The sequence below is a fragment of the Actinotalea caeni genome (assembly GCF_009733795.1).
Taxonomy (GTDB): domain Bacteria; phylum Actinomycetota; class Actinomycetes; order Actinomycetales; family Beutenbergiaceae; genus Pseudactinotalea; species Pseudactinotalea caeni.
The window spans coordinates 235,515-257,264 of sequence record NZ_WNXX01000002.1 but is presented as its reverse complement, the minus strand read 5'-3'; the positions used below and the strand labels follow the sequence as shown (position 1 = coordinate 257,264).

20 protein-coding genes and 1 riboswitch are annotated in these 21,750 nt (G+C 74.5%); of the genes, 9 read left to right on the top strand and 11 right to left on the bottom strand.

Translation table 11 applies throughout. The features are described from left to right. Nucleotides 1-39: 39 nt before the first annotated feature. A complete protein-coding gene (locus GPA02_RS03090; protein ID WP_156198378.1) occupies nucleotides 40-1,029 on the bottom strand; it encodes a malate dehydrogenase in 990 nt (329 codons plus the stop codon). Nucleotides 1,030-1,289: 260 nt separating this feature from the next. Here GPA02_RS03090 and GPA02_RS03085 point away from each other — a divergent pair, with 260 nt between their 5' ends. Further along, nucleotides 1,290-3,518, top strand: coding sequence for an NADP-dependent isocitrate dehydrogenase (locus GPA02_RS03085; RefSeq protein ID WP_156198433.1), 2,229 nt, complete (start codon nucleotides 1,290-1,292; stop codon nucleotides 3,516-3,518). Between the two features lie 166 nt (nucleotides 3,519-3,684). Then, nucleotides 3,685-4,932, top strand: coding sequence for an aquaporin (locus tag GPA02_RS03080; RefSeq protein ID WP_156198377.1), 1,248 nt, complete (start codon nucleotides 3,685-3,687; stop codon nucleotides 4,930-4,932). Between the two features lie 11 nt (nucleotides 4,933-4,943). On the opposite strand, the gene GPA02_RS03075 is transcribed toward GPA02_RS03080, so the two are convergent. Further along, entirely contained in the window at nucleotides 4,944-5,561 is a 618-nt protein-coding gene (locus GPA02_RS03075) for an HAD-IA family hydrolase (RefSeq protein ID WP_275689710.1), read from the bottom strand. Nucleotides 5,562-5,630: 69 nt separating this feature from the next. On the opposite strand from GPA02_RS03075, the gene GPA02_RS03070 reads away from it, so the two are divergent. Together GPA02_RS03070 and GPA02_RS03065 are read left to right on the top strand one after the other, a co-directional pair. Beyond that, nucleotides 5,631-6,371, top strand: coding sequence for a class I SAM-dependent methyltransferase (locus GPA02_RS03070; RefSeq protein ID WP_156198375.1), 741 nt, complete (start codon nucleotides 5,631-5,633; stop codon nucleotides 6,369-6,371). Nucleotides 6,372-6,442: 71 nt separating this feature from the next. Continuing rightward, on the top strand, nucleotides 6,443-8,989 hold the full coding sequence (locus GPA02_RS03065; RefSeq protein ID WP_156198374.1) for a glycosyl hydrolase: 2,547 nt from the start codon (nucleotides 6,443-6,445) through the stop codon (nucleotides 8,987-8,989). Nucleotides 8,990-9,001: 12 nt separating this feature from the next. On the opposite strand, the gene GPA02_RS03060 is transcribed toward GPA02_RS03065, so the two are convergent. After that, nucleotides 9,002-9,325 carry a DUF3017 domain-containing protein gene (locus GPA02_RS03060; protein WP_240133849.1) on the bottom strand — a complete coding sequence of 108 codons (324 nt, stop codon included), beginning with the start codon at nucleotides 9,323-9,325 and terminating at the stop codon, nucleotides 9,002-9,004. A 50-nt stretch (nucleotides 9,326-9,375) separates the two neighbouring features. Here GPA02_RS03060 and GPA02_RS03055 point away from each other — a divergent pair, with 50 nt between their 5' ends. Continuing rightward, nucleotides 9,376-10,596 carry an NAD(P)/FAD-dependent oxidoreductase gene (locus GPA02_RS03055; RefSeq protein WP_240133838.1) on the top strand — a complete coding sequence of 407 codons (1,221 nt, stop codon included), beginning with the start codon at nucleotides 9,376-9,378 and terminating at the stop codon, nucleotides 10,594-10,596. A 259-nt stretch (nucleotides 10,597-10,855) separates the two neighbouring features. Here GPA02_RS03055 and purH read toward each other — a convergent pair whose 3' ends face one another. After that, nucleotides 10,856-12,433: a bifunctional phosphoribosylaminoimidazolecarboxamide formyltransferase/IMP cyclohydrolase gene (purH, locus tag GPA02_RS03050; RefSeq protein ID WP_156198372.1), complete on the bottom strand. Its 1,578-nt coding sequence runs from the start codon at nucleotides 12,431-12,433 to the stop codon at nucleotides 10,856-10,858. Nucleotides 12,434-12,462: 29 nt separating this feature from the next. Continuing rightward, nucleotides 12,463-12,553, bottom strand: a riboswitch (ZMP/ZTP riboswitch). 8 nt (nucleotides 12,554-12,561) lie between these two features. Next, complete coding sequence (gene purN / locus GPA02_RS03045) at nucleotides 12,562-13,179, bottom strand: phosphoribosylglycinamide formyltransferase (protein ID WP_156198371.1); 618 nt, start codon at nucleotides 13,177-13,179, stop codon at nucleotides 12,562-12,564. 63 nt (nucleotides 13,180-13,242) lie between these two features. Here purN and GPA02_RS18980 point away from each other — a divergent pair, with 63 nt between their 5' ends. Continuing rightward, complete coding sequence (locus GPA02_RS18980; RefSeq protein WP_193567830.1) at nucleotides 13,243-13,731, top strand: hypothetical protein; 489 nt, start codon at nucleotides 13,243-13,245, stop codon at nucleotides 13,729-13,731. On the opposite strand, the gene GPA02_RS03035 is transcribed toward GPA02_RS18980, so the two are convergent. Continuing rightward, on the bottom strand, nucleotides 13,715-14,968 hold the full coding sequence (locus GPA02_RS03035) for a cell division protein PerM (RefSeq protein ID WP_156198370.1): 1,254 nt from the start codon (nucleotides 14,966-14,968) through the stop codon (nucleotides 13,715-13,717). The two genes, GPA02_RS18980 and GPA02_RS03035, sit on opposite strands and share 17 nt — an antisense overlap. A gap of 70 nt (nucleotides 14,969-15,038) precedes the next feature. Then, nucleotides 15,039-15,509: a hypothetical protein gene (locus GPA02_RS03030; protein WP_156198369.1), complete on the bottom strand. Its 471-nt coding sequence runs from the start codon at nucleotides 15,507-15,509 to the stop codon at nucleotides 15,039-15,041. A 155-nt stretch (nucleotides 15,510-15,664) separates the two neighbouring features. On the opposite strand from GPA02_RS03030, the gene GPA02_RS03025 reads away from it, so the two are divergent. Next, on the top strand, nucleotides 15,665-16,627 hold the full coding sequence (locus GPA02_RS03025) for a hypothetical protein (protein ID WP_156198367.1): 963 nt from the start codon (nucleotides 15,665-15,667) through the stop codon (nucleotides 16,625-16,627). On the opposite strand, the gene GPA02_RS03020 is transcribed toward GPA02_RS03025, so the two are convergent. The 4 genes from GPA02_RS03020 to GPA02_RS03005 are packed head-to-tail and all read right to left on the bottom strand — an operon-like array spanning nucleotide 16,624 to nucleotide 19,808. Beyond that, entirely contained in the window at nucleotides 16,624-17,010 is a 387-nt protein-coding gene (locus tag GPA02_RS03020; RefSeq protein ID WP_156198366.1) for a flagellar assembly protein FliW, read from the bottom strand. The genes GPA02_RS03025 and GPA02_RS03020 overlap by 4 nt on opposite strands. Then, the gene (locus GPA02_RS03015; RefSeq protein WP_156198365.1) at nucleotides 17,007-17,897 is read right to left on the bottom strand and encodes a flagellin N-terminal helical domain-containing protein; all 891 of its coding nucleotides are present in this window, start codon (nucleotides 17,895-17,897) and stop codon (nucleotides 17,007-17,009) included. Before GPA02_RS03015 ends, GPA02_RS03020 begins: the two co-directional genes overlap by 4 nt. Beyond that, nucleotides 17,894-19,318, bottom strand: a complete 1,425-nt coding sequence (gene flgK / locus GPA02_RS03010) for a flagellar hook-associated protein FlgK (protein ID WP_156198364.1) — start codon at nucleotides 19,316-19,318, stop codon at nucleotides 17,894-17,896. The genes GPA02_RS03015 and flgK overlap by 4 nt, the downstream gene beginning before the upstream one ends. A gap of 4 nt (nucleotides 19,319-19,322) precedes the next feature. Then, a complete protein-coding gene (locus GPA02_RS03005; protein WP_156198363.1) occupies nucleotides 19,323-19,808 on the bottom strand; it encodes a flagellar protein FlgN in 486 nt (161 codons plus the stop codon). A gap of 137 nt (nucleotides 19,809-19,945) precedes the next feature. Here GPA02_RS03005 and GPA02_RS03000 point away from each other — a divergent pair, with 137 nt between their 5' ends. Next, entirely contained in the window at nucleotides 19,946-20,743 is a 798-nt protein-coding gene (locus GPA02_RS03000; protein ID WP_156198362.1) for a sigma-70 family RNA polymerase sigma factor, read from the top strand. Between the two features lie 97 nt (nucleotides 20,744-20,840). Further along, nucleotides 20,841-21,701 carry a flagellin N-terminal helical domain-containing protein gene (locus tag GPA02_RS02995; RefSeq protein WP_156198361.1) on the top strand — a complete coding sequence of 287 codons (861 nt, stop codon included), beginning with the start codon at nucleotides 20,841-20,843 and terminating at the stop codon, nucleotides 21,699-21,701. Nucleotides 21,702-21,750 lie beyond the last annotated feature (49 nt).

Sequence of the window (21,750 nt, the reverse complement as noted above, 5' to 3'; positions counted from 1 at the left end):
CCGGCTGCGCGCTCGGCGGTCGGGCGACCGCCGTCGAGGTCAGATGAGGCCGAGCTGGCGGACGGCGTCGCGCTCCTCGCCGAGCTCGGCGACCGAGGCGTCGATGCGGCTGCGCGAGAACTCGTCGATCTCCAGGCCCTGGACGATCTCCCAGCGCCCGTCGACCGAGCGGGCCGGGAACGAGGAGATCAGGCCCTCCGGCACGCCGTAGGAGCCGTCCGACGGCAGCGCCACCGAGGTCCAGTCGCCCTCCGGGGTGCCGTTGACCCAGTCGTGGACGTGGTCGATCGCCGCGTTCGCGGCCGAGGCGGCCGACGACGCACCGCGCGCCTCGATGATCGCGGCGCCGCGCTTGGCGACGGTCGGGATGAAGGTGTTCTCCAGCCACTCCTGGTCGTCGACGACCTCGACGGCGGGCTTGCCCGCGACCGTGGCGTGGAAGATGTCGGGGTACTGGCTGGCCGAGTGGTTGCCCCAGATCGTGAGCCGCTTGATCTCGCTCACCGGGGTGCCGGTCTTCGCGGCGAGCTGGCTGAGCGCGCGGTTGTGGTCGAGGCGGGTCATGGCGGTGAACCGCTCGGCCGGCACGTCGGGCGCGTGCTGCTGGGCGATGAGCGCGTTGGTGTTGGCGGGGTTGCCGACCACCAGCACCCGGATGTCGTCGGCGGCGACGGCGTTGATCGCCTCGCCCTGCGGCTTGAAGATGCCGCCGTTGGCCTCGAGCAGGTCGGCGCGCTCCATGCCCGCGCCGCGCGGCCGCGCGCCGACGAGCAGCGCGATGTTGGCGTCGCGGAAGCCGTCCGTCGGGTTGTCGGCGATGTCGATGCCGGCGAGCAGCGGGAACGCGCAGTCGTCGAGCTCCATCGCGGTGCCCTCGGCCGCCTTGACCGCCTGCGGGATCTCCAGCAGCCGCAGGCGGACGGGCACGTCGGGGCCGAGCAGCTGGCCGGAGGCGATGCGGAACAGCAGCGCGTAGCCGATCTGGCCGGCTGCTCCGGTGACGGTCACGGTGACGGGGGTGGTGCTCATGCGTTCGATGTCCCGATTCTCGGCCCGGTGCGCGCGGCAGGAGCCGTCGATGGCGTGGTGTTACCGGCGTCCATCCTGCCACCACCCGCCACCCCGCCGAGCCGCTGGGCGCGGCACCGCAGGCACGGGGGCCGCGGGTGTGACCCGAATACCTCGGAGCCGCGGGGACAGGGCGGGCCGGGAGGCGGCAGGATGGGAGGCTGACCAGCCACGTCCTTTATCTTGATATCGAGACATTCCCCATGCCGAACGGAGACCCGGTGCCCGAGCAGACGATCATCTACACGTACACGGACGAGGCGCCGGCACTGGCGACGGCGTCGCTGCTGCCGATCGTGAAGACCTTCACCGCGCAGGCGGGCGTGCGCGTCGAGACCCGCGACATCTCGCTGGCCGGCCGCATCCTCGCGGCGTTCCCGGACGCGCTGACGCCGGAGCAGCGGATCCCGGACGCGCTCGCCGAGCTCGGCGAGCTCGCGAAGACGCCCGAGGCGAACATCATCAAGCTGCCGAACATCTCGGCGTCGATCCCCCAGCTCAAGGCAGCGATCGCGGAGCTGCAGGCGCTCGGCTACGCGCTGCCCGACTACCCGGACGAGGTCGTCACCGACGAGGACAGGGCCGTCCGCGAGGCCTACGACAAGGTCAAGGGCTCCGCCGTCAACCCGGTGCTGCGCGAGGGCAACTCCGACCGCCGCGCCCCCGCCTCGGTCAAGGCCTACGCCCGCAAGCACCCGCACTCGATGGGTGAGTGGTCGCCGGACTCCAAGACCAACGTCGCCACGATGGACGCGCACGACTTCCGCCACAACGAGAAGTCGGTCGTCCTCGGCGCCGACGACACGCTGCGCATCGAGCACACCGCCGCCGACGGCACCACCACGGTGCTCAAGGACGCGCTGCCGGTGCTCGCGGGCGAGGTCGTCGACGCCACCGTCATGGACGTCGCCGCGCTCCGCGCGTTCCTCGCCGAGCAGGTGCAGCGCGCCAAGGCCGAGGGCGTGCTGTTCTCGGTGCACCTCAAGGCCACGATGATGAAGGTCAGCGACCCGATCATCTTCGGCCATGTCGTGCGCGCCTTCCTGCCGCAGGTCTTCGAGACCTACGGCGAGGCCCTCGCCGAGGCGGGCCTGTCCCCCAACGACGGCCTCGGCGCGATCCTCGCCGGGCTGGAGAACCACCCGCAGGGCGAGGAGATCGCCGCCGCGATCGCGCAGGGCATCGCCGAGGGCCCCGAGCTCGCGATGGTCGACTCCGACCGCGGCATCACCAACCTGCACGTGCCCTCCGACGTCATCGTCGACGCCTCGATGCCGGCGATGATCCGCACCTCGGGTCACATGTGGGGCCCGGACGGCCAGGAGGCCGACACGCTCGCCGTGCTGCCCGACTCCTCCTACGCGGGCATCTACCAGGTCGTCATCGACGACTGCCGCGCCAACGGCGCCTACGACCCGGCCACGATGGGCTCGGTGCCCAACGTCGGCCTGATGGCGCAGAAGGCCGAGGAGTACGGCAGCCACGACAAGACGTTCGAGATCGCCGCCGACGGCGTCGTGCGCGTCGTCGACTCCAGCGGCACGGTGCTGCTCGAGCACGAGGTCCGGGCCGGCGACATCTGGCGCGCCTGCCAGACCAAGGACGCCCCGATCCGCGACTGGGTCAAGCTCGCCGTCACGCGAGCTCGCGCGACCGGCGCGCCCGCCGTGTTCTGGCTCGACGCCGACCGCGCGCACGACGCCCAGCTCATCGCCAAGGTCCGCGAGGAGCTGTCGCAGCACGACCCTGAGCAGCTGGAGGGCCTGCAGATCGAGATCATGGCCCCCGTCGACGCCATCCGGTTCTCGCTCGAGCGGATCCGCCGCGGCGAGGACACGATCTCGGTCACCGGCAACGTGCTGCGCGACTACCTGACCGACCTGTTCCCGATCCTGGAGCTGGGCACCAGCGCCAAGATGCTCTCGATCGTGCCGCTCATGAACGGCGGCGGCCTGTTCGAGACCGGGGCCGGCGGCTCGGCGCCCAAGCACGTGCAGCAGCTGGTCCGCGAGAACTACCTGCGCTGGGACAGCCTCGGTGAGTTCCTCGCGCTCGCGGTCAGCCTCGAGCACCTCGCGCAGACGACCGACAACCCGCGCGCGCAGGTGCTGGCCGACACGCTCGACCGCGCCACCGGCACGCTGCTCGAGGAGAACAAGTCGCCGACGCGCCGCGTGGGTGGCATCGACAACCGGGGCAGCCACTTCTACCTCGCGCTCTACTGGGCGCAGGAGCTGGCGCGCCAGACCGACGACGCCGAGCTGGCCTCGGTGTTCGCGCCGGTCGCCGAGGAGCTCACCGCGAACGAGCAGACGATCGTCGACGAGCTGCTCGCCGTGCAGGGCTCGCCGGCCGACATCGGCGGCTACTACCGCCCCGACCCGGCGAAGGTCGACGCCGTCATGCGGCCCTCGGGCACGCTCAACCGGATCCTCGCGACGCTCGCCTGAGCGACCCGCGGCGCGACGCCCGCTCACCCCTCCGGGTGGGCGGGCGTCGTCGTCCCGGCTCCCGGCCGGGCGACCACCCGGCGGGCGCACAGGTGCGACCGAGCCCGTTCCCAGGTGGGGATGCGAGGATGCCCCGCGGCCGTCGTCCCCGAACGAAGGATCCTTGATGACCACGCCAGCCCTCGAGCACGATCACGAGCACGCGACCGAGCCCGTCGCCACCGTCGCGACCGTGACTCCCGAGCCGGAGGTGCCGCTCGCCGAGCGGTCGCTGCTCCCCCGGGTCGCCGCCGAGCTGTTCGGGACGTTCGTGCTCGTCACGGCGATCGTCGTGGTGGCCGCCTTCGGCGCCCTCGGCACCCAGGGTTCGACGGCGCTGCACGTCGCGCTGGCCGGCGGGCTCGCGCTCGCCGCGATGGTCGCCTCGTTCGGCGCCGTCTCCGGCGCCCACCTCAACCCGGCCGTCAGCCTCGGCGCCGCGATCGCGGGCCGGCTGAGCTGGGCCGATCTCGCCCCCTACGTCGTGGCCCAGACGCTCGGTGGCGTCGCGGCCGGCGGCCTGCTGCGCGCCGTCGTGCCCGCCGAGCTGCCCGCGGCGACCGGCGCCACGGACGCGCGGGCGTTCATCTCCACCACCGCCAACGGCTTCGGCTCCCACTCCCCGATCGCCACGCTCTCCGGCGGTCAGGTGACGTTCTCGACCGCGCAGGTCCTGCTGGTCGAGCTCGTCGTCACCGGCGTCCTCGTCGCGGTCGTGCTCGCGGTCACGCGGCGCCCGCACCCCTCGGCCCCGCTGGCGATCGGCGGCGCGCTCACGGTCGCGATCCTGGTGGCCGCCCCGGTCAGCAACGCGGCCGTCAACCCGGCGCGGGCGACCGCGACCGCGTTCTTCGCCGAGGGCTGGGCGATGTCGCAGCTGTGGCTGTTCTGGCTCGCGCCGCTCGCGGGCACGGTGATCGCCGGGCTGGTCACGATGATCGTCGAGCGCAACGCCGTCGCCTACGAGGACTGGGACGACGACCTCGACGAGGACGAGGAGCTCGACGAGACCGACGAGGACGGGGACCTCGACGAGACCGACGAGCTCGAGGAGACCGAGGAGACCGATCGGCTCGACCCCGCCGACGAGCGGCTGCGGGCCGACGACGCGACCTACGATGACGAGATGGACGCCGACGCCGGCCGTGCCGACGGCAACGAGGACCACCGCACCGCCGCTGCGCCCGAGTACGAGCGCGACGACCACACCGACGTCGAGGCCGTGCCGGGCGCCGATGCGCGCCCCGACGCGCCGGCCACGGCGCCCGTGACGCCGGACGCGCCGGCCGAGGCGACCGAGCTCGTCGAGGACCCGGGCACCGGCGACGGTCCCGGTGAGGCCGCGGCCGACGGAGACGGGCGTCCGCAGGCCTGAGCGGCGGCGTCTCAGGCGTCGTCGGCCACCAGCGGCAGCAGCTCGCCGAGGTGACCGACGCGCCGGGCGTCCCCGGCGTCCAGCGGGATGCCCGGCGTGACCAGCAGGACGCCGGTGGCACCGGCCGCCTCCCCTGCCTCGACGTCGACCGGGCGGTCGCCGACCGCGAGCACGTCGCCGGGGTCGAGCCGGTGGCGCCCCATCAGCACCTCGATCATCTCCGGCGAGGGCTTGCGCGCGTGCCCGTCGGGAGCGCACACCATGTCGTCGACCGCGAGCCCGGTTCGCGCGACCAGCAGCTCGGCGCTCGCGCGGTCGCGGTGGGTCGCCACGAGGTTGAGCCCGCCGCGCGCCGACACCGCGGCCATCACCTCGCGGGCGCCCGGCATCACCGGCGCAGGCGTGTGCTCCCAACGCTCCTTGACGCCGTCGTAGGCGCGCCGCAGCTCCTCGGCGCCCACCCCGGTGCGCGCCGACAGCTGGGTGATCGCGTGGTCGCTGGAGACGCGCGTCAGCGCGGCGACCTCGGCGAGCCGCCCGGGCGAGGCGTCCCCGAACGCCGCGAGCGCGAGCGCGCGGTCGACGTCGGGGTAGGTGTCGATCAGCGTGCCACCGAGGTCCCAGACGATGCTGCGGATGGTCGGCTCCTCCCGTGCCGGACGGGCCGGGTCGCGCCGTCCGGCACCTAGTCTTCACCCGTGGCCGACCCGATGCACTTCGACCGCCTGGCGTCGGGCTACGACGACGCCCGGCCGCCGTACCCGGCGGCGCTGTGGGCCCGGGCGGCCGAGCTCGGCGCGCTGCGACCGGGGCTACGGGGGCTCGACCTGGGGGCGGGCAGCGGGCAGGCGACGCGCGTGCTGCTGGCCGCCGGGCTGACGGTCACGGCCGTCGAGCCCGGGCCGCACCTGGCCGCCGAGCTGCGCCGACGACACCCGGAGGTCGAGGTGCTCCAGACCACGGCCGAGGCGGCGCCGCTGCCCGCAGGAGGCGTGGACGTGGCGGTCGCGGCGACGTCGATCCACTGGATGGACACCACCGTGCTGGTGCCGCGGCTGCACCGCGCGCTCGCACCCGACGGGCTGCTGCTCGTGCTCCGGAACGTCTTCGGCGACGAGGACGTACCGGTGACGCCGTTCCGCGAGCGGGTCGCGGAGGTGGTGGCGCGCCGTGCCGCCCCGCGGGCCCGGCACGGTCTGCAGGACCTCGCGCGCACCGAGACGGACCTCACGGCGAGCGGTCTGCTGACGACGGTCTCGGTCGACGAGGTCCGCTGGTCGGTCGACCTCGACGCCCGGCGGGTGCGGGCGCTGTTCGCGACGTTCTCCGACTGGACCCCCGCAGAGGTCGAGGAGGTCGCGGACGCCGTCGAGGTGCTCGGAGGCAGCGTGACCGAGCACTACCGGTCCTGGATGCTGACCCTGCGCCCGATCCACTGACACGATCGACGGCGGCAGCAAGCGATGACAAGCCCTCGGTCGTCGGGGCGCCGTCGGGAAGGATCGACGGGGTGAGCGACACCGTCACCGCCGAGGACCTGCGCTCCGCGCTGCTCGCCGACCACCGCGACGCCGCCCCGATGATGCGCTGGTGGTGGTTCGGCCCCGCGGTCGAGCGCGGCGAGCTGGACCGCGAGCTGACCGCGATGGCCGAGGCGGGGCTCGGCGGCGTCGAGGTCGCGTTCGTCTACCCGCTGGAGCAGGCGACGACGACGTTCGGCTCCCCCGACCTCCTCGCCGACCTGCGCTGGACGGCGGAGCGCGCCCGCGACCTCGGGCTGCGCTTCGACGTCACGCTCGGCAGCGGCTGGTCCTACGGCGGCCCGCACGTGACGCCCGCGCACGCCGCGCGCGGGCTGCGCTGGGACCGCCGCGAGATCGGGCAGGGGCCGCACGCGCTGCGGGTCGCGGCCGGGTTCCCGGGCGACGTCCTCGTCGCCGCGCACCTGGCCCCGGGCTCGGCGCAGGAGCCGGTCGCCGACGCGGTGCCGCTGACCGTGACAGCCGCCGCCGACGGCTGGCGCGTCGACGTCCCGGACGGCGCCGGCACCCGCCACGTGCTGCTCGCCTGGTCTCGCCCGACCGGCCAGCAGGTCAAGAGGGCCGCGGCGGGCGCCGAGGGCCCGGTGCTCGACCACTACAGCGCCGACGCGACCCGCGCCCACCTCGCCGCGGTCGCCGACCCGATCCTGGACGCGGTGCCGGCGGAGCTGATCGACTCGGTGTTCTGCGACAGCCTCGAGGTCTACCACGCCGACTGGACGCCCGACCTGCCCGAGGAGTTCGAGCGACGCCGCGGCTACCCGCTGCTGCCGGAGCTGCCGCTGCTGCTGCAGCGCGGCGGCGGGGAGGCGCACCGGTTCCGCGCCGACTACCACCGCACGCTCGTCGAGCTGTACGAGGAGCGGTTCGTCGCGGTCGTGCGCGCCTGGGCGGCCGAGCGGGGCGTGCGGTTCCGGCTGCAGGGCTACGGCACACCGCCCGCGACGCTGTCGAGCTACCGTCACGCCGACTCCTTCGAGGGCGAGGGCTGGGGCTGGACCGAGCTGACGGCGACCCGGTGGGCGTCGTCGGCCGCGCACCACTACGGGCGCGACGTCGTCTCGGCGGAGGCGTGGACCTGGGTGCGGTCGCCGTCGTTCCGCGCCACCCCGCTCGACCTGCTCGCCGAGGCGCACGAGCACCTGCTCAACGGCGTGACGCTGCTGATCGGCCACGGCTGGCCGTACTCACCGCAGGACGCCCCGGGCCTCGGCTGGTTCTTCTACGCCGCCGGCTGCCTCGACGACCGCAACCCCTGGTGGCCGACGATGCCGGAGCTGGTGCGGCGGCTGACCCGGCTGAGCTGGCTGCTGCGGCAGGGCGAGGGCGTGGCGGACGTCGCCGTCCACGTCCCCACCCAGGACCTCCTCGCCGATGCCGCCGCCGGCATCGGTGGCTCGCTCGACTGCTGGCGGGAGGCCAACCTCGCGATCGGTGCCGACGTGCTCGGCCCGGTCCGGCGCGCAGGCCTGGACTACCGGCTCCTCGACGACGACGTCGTCGAGCACGTCGCTCCTGCACCGCCCGCCGTCGTGCTGGTGCCGGGCGCGCGCACGCTGCCGCCAGCCACCCGCGCCTGGCTGGAGGACGCAGCCCGCGCAGGCTCCACCGTGCTCACGATCGACGCCGCGGTCGCGCCGGCCGGGTCGCGCGCCGTGACGACGGCGCAGCTTCCCGCCGCGCTGCGCGAGGCCGTCGAGGCGCCGTTCGCCACCGACGCCGAGATCGGCTCGGTGCACCGGCGCGTCGGCGGCCTGGACGTCCGGTTCCTCGCCAACACAGCCGCGGTCCCGTCCCGGGTCACCGCGCGCACCGAGGGACCCTGGCAGCGCTGGGACCCCGCGACGGGCGAGGTGACGCACACGGGCACGGGACCGGCCGACGTCGAGCTCGAGGCGTACCAGGCGACCGTGCTGGTCTCCGGGCGAGACGTCGACACGACGCCGGTCGCGCCCGAGCCCGCCGAGGCGCTCCCGCTCGAGGCGGGCTGGCAGGTCGCGTTCCCCGACGCGCCCGCGGCGCCCGTGACGCTGCCGCACCGGTGGGAGGACGAGCCCGGCCGCAGCGGCTTCTCCGGCGGCGCGACCTACACGGTCGCCGTCACGCTGCCCGCGACGCGACGGGCGGTGCTCGACCTGGGGCCGGCGACCTCGCTCGCCGACGGGCCCAGCCCGCAGCGCGGCATGGTCGGGCCGTCGTTCCGTGCGGCGGTCCGGGCCCCGGTCGGCGAGGTGGCGCAGGTGCGGGTCAACGGCGTCGACTGCGGCGCCGTGATCGCGCCGCCGTACCGGGTCGACGTGAGCGACGCCGTCCGGGAGGGCGAGAACGTCGTCGACGTCACGGTGCACAACACGGCCGCGAACGCGCTCGCGCACGACACCGAGATCGCGGCGCTGGTGGAGCGCACCGAGGCACGCTACGGCCGCCGCTTCGTCATGCAGGAGCTCGACCGCGCGCTCGAGGGGGTCTCCTCGGGCCTGCTCACGGTGCCGACGCTGCTGCTCGAGCGCCGCTGACGCGACCCGGGCTCAGCTGAGGACGTTGGACGGCAGGCTGAGCGTCACCGCCGCCATGAACACCGCCGCAGCCGCGAGCAGCGTGACGTCGAAGGCGCGTGAGCGCGTCGAGATCCCGTAGGGACCCGGAGCCGGGGCGACGGCCCGGACGACCGCCAGCACCAGCAGCGTCGCCGACAGCACCAGCACGGCCGCCCGCGCCCCCACCACGAGCGCGACGACGAGCACGACGACCAGCGCGAGCATCGCCAGCCACATCACCAGGTGGGACCGGCGGGGCAGCGCGTCGTTCTCGGCGGCCGGGGTCTGCTGCTGGGAGGCAGCGACCTTGTCCATGCTGGGCACGCTCCGAGAGTACGCGGTGGCAGGCGCGCTACGTTGGCGGCGTGAGCTCGGCAGGTCAGCACCCGGCACGGGTGGTCGTCGTCGGAGGAGGCCTCGCGGGCCTGCGCACGCTCGCCGAGCTGCGTGACCAGGGCTACGGCGGCGAGCTGGTGTGGATCGGCGCGGAGACCGTACCGCCGTACGACCGGCCGCCGCTGTCGAAGGAGCTGCTGAGCAGGCTCGAGCCGCTCGACCTCGCCGAGGACCTCGGCCACGACCCGGCGGCGCTCGCCGACGCCGTCCACCTCGGCCGGTCGGCGACCGGGCTGCGGCGCGAGGCCGACTGGGTGGTGGAGACCGACGCGGGCGACGTGCTCGCCGACGCGGTCGTCGTCGCGACCGGGTCGGCGCCGGTGCGGCCGTGGCCGGCCGCGTCGGCGCTGCACGACCTCGCCGACGCCGAGCGGCTGCGCGAGCGGCTCCGCCCGGGGCGCCATCTCGTGGTCGTCGGCGCCGGCTGGATCGGCGCCGAGGTGGCGGGCGTGGCCGCGGCCGCGGGCTGCCGGGTGACCGTGCTCGAGGCCGGGTCCTGGCCGCTGTGGCGTCAGCTGGGTGACGCGGGCAGGCGGACCCGCGCGTGGTACGCCGAGGCCGGCGTGGAGCTGCGCACCGACGTCGTGGTCACCTCGGTCGAGGACGGCACGGTCGTGCTGGACGACGGCAGCACCGTGGCGGGCGACGTCGTGCTCGCGGCCGTCGGGGTGCGTCCACGGACCGGCTGGCTGGGCGACGCTGTGCCGCTGCTGCCCACCGGCCACGTCGCCACGAGCCGCGGCGGGCGCACCGCCGTGCCCGGCGTGTGGGCGGTCGGCGACGTCGCGACGCGCGACACCGTGCACTTCGGCGCGGTGCCGGGCGGGCACTGGTTCTCGGCCCTGCGCGACCCGGCCCTGCTGGCGGCCGACCTGCTCGGGCTGCCGCTGCCCGCCGTCGAGCCGGCACCGGAGGTGTTCTCCGACCAGCTCGGTCACCACCTCGAGGTCGTGGGCCGGCTGGTGGCCGACGACGAGCCGGGCGCGGCACGGCTGCTCCGCGCCCCGCGCGACGGCGGCTGGAGCGAGCTGCAGCTGGTCGGCGACGTGCTCGTGGGCGCCGTCGTCGCCGACTGGCCGCGCGAGGTGTCGATGGTGCGCAAGCTGCTGCGCGGCGAGTCCCTCCCGCGCCTGGACACCACCCGCGCGGCCGACCCCACCGCCCCCCTGCGCTCCGCCGTCCTCCCCTGACTGTCAACCCACTCCTGCCCCCACACCAGGTTCCAACCCACTCCTGCCCCCACCACAGGTTTCAACCCACTTCTGCCCCCACCACAGGTTTCAACCCACTTCTGCCCCCACAACGGGCTTCAACCCACTCCTGCCCCCGGGATGCCACGAGGGGGCGGAAGTGGGTTGAAACCACTTCAGGGGGCGAAAGTGCGTTGAAACAGCCTCAGGGGGCAGAAGTGGGTTGAAACCACCCCAGGGGGCGGAAGTGGGTTGAAGCTCAGTGGAAGAAGTGGCGGGCGCCGGTGAGGTAGAGCGTGATGCCGGCGGCCGTGGCCGCCTCGACGACCTCGGCGTCGCGCACCGAGCCGCCCGGCTGCACGATCGCGCGGACGCCGGCGTCGACGAGGATCTGCGGGCCGTCGGCGAACGGGAAGAACGCGTCGGAGGCCGCAACTGCGCCGCGGGCGCGCTCCTCGCCGTGGCCGTTGGCGCGCTCGACGGCGAGCCGGCAGGAGTCGACGCGGTTGACCTGACCCATGCCGATGCCGACGGCGGCGCCGTCGCGGGCGAGCAGGATCGCGTTGGACTTCACGGCCCGGACCGCCCGCCAGGCGAAGGCGAGGTCGGCGAGCGTCGCCTCGTCGGCGGGCTCGCCCGCCGCGAGCGTCCAGGCGGCCGGGTCGTCGCCCGGCGCGTCGATGCGGTCGACCTGCTGCACGAGCAGCCCGCCGCTGATGCGGCGCTGCTCGAGCGCGGCGGCCGGCGGGGTGCTCACCTCCAGCAGCCGGATGTTCTTCTTCTGCGTGAGGATCTCGACGGCCTCGGGCGCGAACGCCGGCGCGACGACCACCTCGGTGAACACGTCCTTCACCTGCGCGGCCATCGCGGCGTCGACCGTGGTGTTGGTGGCGATGACGCCGCCGAAGGCCGACACCGGGTCGCACGCGTGCGCACGGGCGTGCGCCTGCGCGACCGTCTCCCCGACCGCGATCCCGCACGGGTTGGCGTGCTTGATGATCGCCACCGTGGGCTGCTCGCCGTGGTCGTGCGCGGCGCGCCAGGCGGCGTCGGCGTCGACGTAGTTGTTGTAGCTCATCTCCTTGCCGTGCAGCTGCCGCGCCGCGGCCAGCCCGCCCTCGCCGGTCGCGTCCGCGTACAGCGCTGCCTGCTGGTGCGGGTTCTCGCCGTAGCGCAGGACGGCGGAGCGCACCGCGGTCGCACCGGTCCAGGTCGGCAGCGCCTCGTCGGGCTCGACGACGCCGCCGAGCCAGCTCGCGACCGCGACGTCGTAGCTCGCGGTGTGCCGGAATGCCTCGGCCGCGAGCGCGGTGCGCTCGGCGAGCGTGAAGCCGCCGCGGCCGACGGCCGCGACCACGTCGCCGTAGCGCGCCGGGTCCACGACCACCGCGACGCTCGGGTGGTTCTTGGCGGCGGCGCGCACCATCGACGGCCCACCGATGTCGATCTGCTCGACGCACTCGTCCTGGCTCGCGCCCGAGGCGACCGTCTGGCTGAAGGGGTACAGGTTGACGACGACCAGGTCGAACGGCTCGACCTCGAGGTCGGCGAGCTGCTGCACGTGCTCGGGCAGCCGCCGGTCGGCCAGGATGCCGGCGTGCACGCGCGGGTGCAGCGTCTTGACGCGGCCGTCCAGGCACTCGGGGAAGCCGGTGAGCTCCTCGACCGGCGTGACGGGGACGCCCGCCGCGGCGATGCGGGACGCCGTCGAGCCGGTCGAGACGATCGACACCCCGGCGGCGTGCAGCGCGCTCGCGAGCTCCTCCAGCCCGGTCTTGTCGTAGACCGAGACGAGGGCGCGGCGGATCGGGACGACGTCGTGGGCGGTACCGGTCATGAGGGTTCTCCTGTGCGGTTGCGGGGGCACCGGCGCACCCAGGCGATCGGTGCGCGTCAGGCAGAACCTCCGGCCGCTCCCAGGTGGTGCTCCACCTCGACGCCAGTCACGGCCGGACGGTGGTCAGTCTAGCTGCCGGAGCCGAGGACCACCCGTCGGCCCTCGACACGGAAGCCCTCGCGGGCGAGCCGGCCGACCCACTCGACCAGCTGCTCGCGCTCGGCGACCTTGATGCGCTCGGTGAGGGTCTCGACGTCGTCGTCGTCGAGCACGGGCACGGGCACCTGGGCGACGATGGCGCCGGTGTCGACACCGGCGTCGACGACGAACAGGGTCGCACCGGTGATCTTGACGCCGTACTCCAGCGCGTCGCGCGGCCCGTGGATGCCCGGGAAGGCGGGCAGCAGCGTGTTGTGCGTGTTGAGGTAGCGGCCTCCGAACGCCGCCAGGAACGCGTCGCCGACGAGCTTGAGGAAGCCGGCGCTGATGACCAGGTCGGGCTGCAGCGCCGCGACCTGCGCGGTCAGCGCCGCGTCCCAGTCCTCGCGGCTGGGGTGGTCCTTGAGACGCTCGACGAAGGTCGGCACACCCGCCGCCGCGGCGATCTCGACGCCCCCGCAGGGGCGGTCGGCGCCGACGCCGACGACCTCGACCCCGTAGCCCGGGTCGGCGGCGGCGGCGAGGAGGGCGGCGAGGTTGCTCCCACCGCCGGAGACGAGGACGACGACGCGGGCTCGGCTGGGCACGGTCCGTCAGCGTAGTCGCCGCGTGGGAGAATCGACGTCCAGCCCACCAGGAGCCCGTCCCCCGTGAGCAACCCCTACGCACCGCCGGACCCGAGCAAGCCGCGTCCGCCCCGGCCGCAGCCGCCTGCCGGCCGGCGCCCGAGCCAGCCGCCGCGACCGCGGCCGGAGCCGCGCCAGCCCACGCCCGAGGAGGTCCGCGGCGTCACGACCTCGGTCATGCTCTTCGGGGCGCTGATGATGGGCACGCTGCTGGCCGGCTCGCTGCCGATCCCCTGGCAGGTCGCCGCACCGTTCGTAGGGCTGCTGTCGCTCTGGTACGGGTTCCGTGCCCTGCTGCGCGTGCGGCGGCTGCAGTGGCGGGGGATGTTGACGCCGATGCTCGTCGCGGGGCTGCTGCTGACGATGATGACCACCATGTCGGCGACCACCCGGGTCACGCTGTTCTGGGACGAGCAGACGGCCTACCAGCGGTGCAGCGAGCGCGCGATCACGATCGCCGCGCAGGAGCGCTGCGACCGGGAGTACCGGGAGGCGATCAGCCCCGGGGGCTGACCTCGCGCCACCAGCGGACCGCGGCGTCGCGCCCGCGAGCGAGCGCGCGCCGCGTCGTCGGGTGCGGGAGCAGCACGGCGAGCGCGGACCCGAGCAGGGTCTGCCACGCGACGGCGGCGCCGACCGCGAGCGCGTCGGGGCCGATCTCGGCCATCCGGCCCGGGCCGACGGAGCCCGAGGAGAGCGCGGCAGGCACGGCCAGGAGCACCGCGGCGGTGACCGCGGCGACCGCGACCGCGACACCCGCCTGCGGCAGCGACCGCTCGCCGCGACGGCGCAGCCACCATCCCGCGAGCGCGCCGACACCCACGCCGAGCAGCAGCACGACGCCGGCCGACCCGGCCGGGCTGCCGGGCTCCGGCAGCGCACCGAGCACCGGCACGACCGGCAGCGGGCCGGCCTCGATGCCGTGCGGCGAGAACGACGTCCCCGAGCCGACGACGAAGCCGGGCCCGGTGAGGTAGGCGGCGCCCCACACGACCAGGGTCGGCAGCAGCACGACCTGGGCGGCGACGATGACGACGCTCGAGACGCCGTCGGGCACGAGCGAGCGGTGCACGTCGAGGACGCGCTCGTACCCGAGGACGACCGCGAGCACGACGACCGCGAGTCCGAGCGCGAGCAGCAGCGCGGCGGCGCGCAGCCCCGCCCCGAGCCCGTCACGTACCGACGCGGGCACCCGCGTCAGGTGGCGGGAGACCGCGGACGGCACCCGTCCGCGCAGCGCCACGAGCGCACCGAGCCCCGCGACCAGCGGTGCGCCGAGGACACCGCGCCACGCCCCGGGCGTCGCGGCGGCGGCCGTGAAGCCGCCCGCGAACGCGGTGTAGACGACCACGGCCGCGAGCACGGGCCACAGCGAGACGGGGTGCGCGCGGCGCAGCGACGTCGCGACGCCGCCGACGCCCAGCAGCGTCACCCCGAGCGGGACGACCGTGACCGCCACCTCGCCGGCGTGCACCTCGCCGCCGTGACCGAGCAGCCAGATCGCCGACCCGACGGCGGCGGCGTCGACCCATCCGGCCGTGCCGAGCTCGGGTGCGGCTGCGGTGGCCACGTAGCCCGCGAGCGCCAGCACCACGACGACCAGCCAGGACCCGATCGCGGCCTCGGCGCCGGCGACCGCCCCGCGCAGCGTCTGCGCGGGCAGCAGACCGCCGCTGCGGGACGCGCGCCGCTCCGGGTCCTCGTGCTCGACGAGGCGAGGCGGGATCGACGGGGGCAGCGTGGTGGTCATCGCTCCCATCGTCGGCGCTGCGCGCCCGATCCGCGGGCCGACACTCCGGGTCGCACCCGACCCGGCTCGGTCAGGCCCAGACGACGTCGCGCCCCTGCCGGGTCGCCGCCCCGGCGACATCGAGCAGCGCGACCAGCCGCGCGCGCAGGTCCGGCTCGCCCTCGTCCGCGCCCTCGGGCGAGGGAGTCCCGTCGCCCTCGTGCGCCGCGAGAGCGAGCAGCACGGCCCCGCTCAGGGCGGTGGCGTCCATGCTCCCGGGCCGCTGCTCGCCCGCGGGGCCGAGGGCCCCGAGCAGGGCGACGGCGTCCGGGCCGTCGACCTCGAGGCGGACGCCGAGGTCGGGGTGGGCGTAGGCGACCTCGCGGTCGGGCCCCTGCGCCTGGCAGATGTCGTCCTCGCACGCGGCGCGGTGCGTGACGGCCAGCAGGTTGGACTCCTGGTAGCCGAGCGGGCGCTCGTTGAGACGCCCCTCGGCCGTGCACACGAGGTTCCAGCCGACGACGTCGCTGTCCTGCACGGCGAGCGAGAACGTGACGTGCATGTTCCTCCTGCCCCGGGCGAGTCCGAGCCACGTGCACCCTAGCCCGGCCACGCTGCGGCGAGCGAGGACACCCTCGCCGTCCTGCGCACCGGCGCCGGCGATCCGTGGAACGATCGGTGCACGAGCCGACGACGAGAGCCAGCCAGCCCCGACCGATGCGCTTCACGATCCAGGGACGCTCCCACCACCTCGACGCCGAGGAGGTGCGCGCCGTCCTCTCCGGCCGCCGCCCGGAGCCGATCCGCTCGCACTGGGTCGCCGTCGGGGGTCGGCAATGGCCGGTCAAGCAGGCGCTCGAGCTGTGCACCGGCATCTACCGTGCCGAGTTCACCAGCGACACCGCGCGTCGCGTCTTCCAGCGGCTCGGCTTCGAGGTGTCCGAGCACCGCGTCCGGCGCACGAACGAGCAGGTCACCACCCCGCCGTCGGGCTTCCCGGTGCCGCCGGTGCCCGAGAGCGACGACGACGTCGACATCTACGCCGCGTGGCGCCGGATCGCCGAGCACCTGCTCGTCGCGAACTCCGCGCAGCCGATCCGTGAGCTGCAGGACCGGCTGCGGGGGGCGACCGGCGAGGTGCTCGCCGAGCTGGTGCCCCCGGGTGTCGGCGAGGCCGTGCTCGGCTGGACCACGCTGGTGCACCGGCGCGCGGAGCGGCTGCAGACCCTCAACCACGGGACCGCCGTCGTGCAGCTGCTGCACCGGTTGCTGGCGCAGGACGAGCGGATCCTCGACCCGCCGAACCTCACCGGCCGCACCCGGCGCGGCGTCGACCTGCACACCACGCACCGGCACGCGGTGTTCGTGCTCGGCCGGCACACCCCCACCAACACCGTGCGCCAGCGTGCCGCCGCCGCCGGGCTCGTGCACCTCGTCATGGCCGCACCGGCCTCGCGGACGAAGCAGCTGTGGGCGTCCGACCCCGCGCTGCTCACGTTCCTGCAGACCACCGACCTGACGATGCGGTGGGGGCTCTCGCGCTCCGCCGAGGCGCTGCGGGACCGCTTCGACGACACCTACGGCAGCCTCGACCAGCCGATCCGGTCGTTCCTCGCGGGCACCGACGTCGAGCTGTGCGACGTCAACGACGTGCTGCCGCTCGGCGCGTGGGTCATCTAAGCCGCGGGCAGCGGGTCCCCGACCGCGTGCCGCAGCGGCCAGTCCTCCTGCGTGACGATCAGCTGCGCGGCTGCACCGGTCTCGCGGTGCACCACGACCGGTGCCATGAGGTTGACGGTCACGCCGTCCTCGCCCGCCGGCTGCGCGACGACGAGCACCCGGGCGTCCGCAGGGTCCTCGAGACCGAGCCTCGCGACGTCCTCGGTCGCGACCGTCGGCGCGTAGCCGGGCACGTGGACCTCGGCGTCGACGACGAACAGCCGCACCCCGGGCGGGTCGGTGGTCAGGGTCAGCAGGCCGGGGGCGCCGTCGACCGGGGTCAGCTCGTAGTCGACCAGCCCGGGCAGCCCGGGCATCGGCTCGACGAACGTCACGCGACTCATCGGATGAAGTCCATCAGAGAGTTCTGCAGGACGCGAGCAGTGACACCCAGCGCGGACTGGTAGGCGACCTCCTGGGACTTGAGGTCGATGATCATCCGCGCGAGGTCGACGTCCTCGACCTCGACGATCCCCGCCTCGATCCGGCCCAGCCGCTGCTCGGTCGCCACCTTCGCCGCCTCCAGCCGGTTGTACCGCACCCCGACCTGGGACAGGTGGCCGAGGACCTCCTCGCGGCGCTCGCTGATCGCGGTGATCGAGCCGGACACGTCGGCACCGGCGCGCAGGTCGGCCGCCAGCGTCTCGAGGACCGCGAACACCGAGCCGGCGCCGGAGCCGAACACCGCGGCGCCGTCGACGTCGACCCGGAGCTGCTCGTCCGGCCCGATGCGGCGCACGACGCTGCTCCCCGGCACCCCCTGGAAGGTGCCGTCCTCGCTGAAGGCGACCCCGGCGTCGGACGTGCCCGCGAACACCGAGCGGCCGTTGTAGGAGGCGTTGGCCTCGGTGAGGAGCGCGTCGCGGATGCCGTCGATCTCCTCGGCGAGGGCGTCCCGTGCCTGCTGCGACGCGGTCCCGGTCGCGCCCTGCAGCGCGAGGTCGCGGGCCCGCACGAGCAGGTCCACCGAGGTCCGGATCGCCGAGTCCGCGACCGTGAGCCAGCCCAGCCCGTCCTGGGTGTTGCGGGCGTGCTGCTCGGCGGCTCGCTGCTCGGACCGCAGCCGCAGCGAGTCGCCCGTCCCGACCGGGTCGTCGGAGGGGCGCAGGATCGCTCGCTGGCCCGACGCTCGCTCCATGAGCGTGCTCATCCGCTGCAGGTTCGCCTGCAGGTGGTGCTGGGCGGCGCGGGCCGTCATCCCGCTCGTCACGCGACCGATCACGGCGCTCACCGCCCCACGACGCCGGTGCGGTTGATGAGGACGTCGAGCATCTCGTCCATCACGGTCATCACGCGCGCGGCGCCCTCGTAGGCGCGCTGGTAGGTGAGCAGGTTCATCGTCTCCTCGTCGAGGTCGACACCGGCGGTGCTGAGCTGCAGGTCGACGGCGGTCCGCGCCGACAGCGCCGCCAGGTCCGCCCGGTCGTTCGCGGTGCGAGCCGCGGCGCCGGTCGTCGTGACGAAGGCGGCCCACACCGCGCCGGGCGACCCGGCGCCACGCCCGATCGCCGCGATCGCGTCCGCGACCGAGCCGTCGAGCGGCCCGGCACCCGGAGCCGCGGTGGCGAGCCCGCCGGCCGTGACGACGACGCGCAGCCCCGCAGCGGCGGACACCCCCGGCGTGAAGCCGAAGACGTCGCCCGCGGGCGCGCCCGACGTCGTCGTGCCGGTCGTGTGGACGGCGTTGACCGCGGCGGCCAGGTCGGCCGCGAGCGCGTCGTAGGTCGCGGCGGCCTCGGCGAGCACGCCGCCGGTCCCGGCGGGCTGCGCGGGCGCGAGCAGCGAGACGTGCGCGGCGATCTCGCCGTCCCCCACGCCGGCGGGGGTCCCGGGCCGGTGCGCCCACTCGACCTGGACCGGGTCGGCGGCGGCGTCCTGCACGCGCGCGGCCCCGGTCACGACCAGCCGGTTGACCGAGGTGCCCTGCACGATCGGGTTGCCGCCGATCAGCACGTCGACCGTGCCGTCGTCGCGGTGCCGCACCTCGCCCCCGCCGAGCGCGGCCAGCGTGGCCGCGACCGCCGCACGCTGGTCGACCAGCTCGTTGACCGAGCCGCCCGCCGCCGCCGTCGAGCGGATGCGCGCGTTGAGGTCGGCGACCTGCGCGGCCGCGGTGTTGAGGTCGCTCACCAGGCCGTCGAGCGCCGAGCGGCCTCGCGCCCACTGGTCGACGACCTCCTGGTAGCCGGCGGTGATCGCCGAGACGACGGCGGTGGCGCCCTCGAGCACGACCGCCTCGGCGGCCGGGTCGCCCGGACGGTTCGCCAGGTCCTCCCAGCTCGCCCAGAACGCGTCGAGCCTGGCCGAGAGCCCGGTCTCGCCGGGTTCCCGCAGCGAGGTCTCCAGCGCCGCCAGCGCCGCGGCCCGGACGCTCGCGAAACCCGACGCCGCGGCGGTCGACCGCACGCGGTTGTCGAGGTGGGCGTCGCCCAGCCGGGAGATCGCGTCGACGCTGACCCCCCGGCCGGGCGCGACCTGCTGCTGGGTGAACAACCCGATGCCGCCCCTACTCGGTACCGGGCTCATCTCCACCCGCTGGCGCGTGTACCCAGGGGTGTTGACGTTGGCGATGTTCTGGCCGACGACATCGAGGGCGCGGCGCTGCGCCGTCACCCCGAGGAAGGCGGTCTGCAGTCCTGCGAAGCTGCTCATCGGCTCACAGCTCTCTGTCGACGAGCCGGGCGACGGGCTCGTGGGTGGTCGTGGACGTGCCGCGCGCGTCGTAGGTGCCGGTCGAGACCTCGGCGGTGGCGAGCGTCTCCTGGGTGGCCCGCAGCCCCTCGCGCAGGAACGTCGCGTTGGTGTCCCGCACGGCCCGGATCTCGGTGGTCAGCTGCGTGAGCGCCTCGAGGTGCGCGGCGAGGACCTCGTCCCACGGTGCGGGTGCGTGCGGGATGAGGTCGCGCAGCGTCGCCGACTCCTCGGCGCCCCACTCGGCCGCGACCTGGGCGGCCTGGACATCACGCAGCAGCTCGACATCGTATAGACGCGTGACAACCTCTTCGACCTCGCGGGTGGCTTTGCTGAGCCATGCGGTCCGCCCCGAGGTGAGCAGCAGCTGCTCCTCGGTGAGCTTGAACAGCAGCAGCTCAAGCATCTGGCGCTGGTGCCATATGGTGGCAGACAGCTCCTGAGCTCCCATCCCCACTCCGATCCGTCGCGTCTGGTCCACCAGGCATTGTCGGCAGGTCGGATCTGTGCGTAAGGTATAGGCGAGCGTCTAGACAGTCGTCTGGTTCGGGCCCGCCGTGGCCACGCGTATCTCGGGGGAGATGAGAAGTGAACCGTGCTGAGCGCAACGCCCTGGTGGAGGCCAACCTCCCGCTGGTCGGCTACCTGGTGGCCGATGCCCTGCGCCGGGCGACCCACCTGAGCCGCGAGGACCTCACCTCGGTCGCGACCCTCGCGCTGATCGCCGCGGTCGACGCGTTCGACCCGAGCCTGGGCGTGCCGCTGGGCGCCTACGCGCGGCAGCGGATCGTCGGCGCGATCGCGGACGACATGCGCGCCTCCGACTGGGCCACCCGCAGCGTGCGGTCGCGGATCCGGGAGACCACCGCGGCGCAGGAGGCGCTCGCCAACGACCTCGGCCGGCACCCCGACCGCGAGGAGCTGGCCGCTGCGCTGGGCGTCGACACCGCCACCCTCGACGCCACCCTGGCCGCGGCCGCCCGCAGCGTGCAGCCGCTCGACGACGTCGTCGTCGACACCCTCGCCGACGACGGCGTCTCGCCGCAGGACCACGTCCTCACGCGCGAGCAGGCCGGCTACGTGCGCGCGGGCGTCAGCCTGCTCCCGGAGCGGATGCGCTACGTCGTCGAGCAGATCTACTTCCACGACCGCTCGGTCAACGACATCGCTGCCGAGCTCGGCATCTCCCACTCCGCGGTCTCCCAGCAGCGCAGCGAGGCCGTTCGGCTGCTGCGCGACGCGATGACGGCGCACTACGGCGACGAGCCGGCCGCCGGGACCGAGCAGCCGGGCGGATCGGCCCGCCGTCGCGCGTTCATGACCGAGTTCGCCGCGCTGACGGCGGGCGGCCTGACCCGCGCGGCCACGGTCTCCGCAGCCGGTTGACCCAGCTCGCTTACATCCGCACGGGACCGGCCGACAGGTACCGACGAGCAGCCCACGGACGGGCCGCGAACCGACACCCGCTCACGGAGGAAGAATCATGGGTTTCGCCATCAACACCAACCTGCCGGCCAACAACACCTACCGGCAGCTGTCCATCACCCAGGACCAGCAGGCCAAGTCCCTGGAGAAGCTCTCCTCGGGTCTGCGGATCAACCGCGCCGGTGACGACGCGGCCGGCCTGTCGATCGCCGAGGGCCTGAAGTCGCAGGTCAACGGCTACACCGTCGCCGCCCGCAACGCCCAGGACGGCATCAGCGTCGTCCAGACGGCGGAGGGTGCGCTCGGCGAGGTGCAGTCGATCCTGCAGCGGATGCGCGACCTCGCGGTCCAGGGTGCGAACGACACCAACAACGCCGAGTCGCGCGCCGCGATCAAGGCGGAGGCCGACCAGCTCGGCAACGAGCTCTGGCGGATCGCGGAGTCGACCAACTTCAACGGCATCAGCCTGCTCAAGGGCGGCGACGCGCTGAACATCCAGGTCGGCGCCGACGGCAACGCCGCCGCGGGTGGCCACAACACCATCAGCGTCAACCTGGGCGACGTCGCGACGGCGGTCGGGGCCCTGGCCTCCACCGACGGCGCGGACGGTGCGGCCGACTTCGACGTGACCGACGCCGACACCGCGGCCGCCACCATCGAGGCGATCGACACGGCGCTCGTGGCGGTCTCCGAGCAGCGCTCGGACCTCGGTGCGGTGCAGAACCGCCTCGAGTACGCCGTCAAGAACATCAACGTCTCCATCGAGAACCTCACCGCGTCGGAGTCGCGCATCCGCGACGTCGACATGGCCTCGGAGATGGTGAAGTTCACACGCTCGCAGGTCCTCTCCCAGGCCGGCACCGCGATGCTCGCGCAGGCCAACCAGGCCGGGCAGGGAGTGCTGCAGCTGCTCCGCTGACCGTGACGAGCGGCGGTTCGCCGCACCCCCCCCATCGTCACGGGGTCGC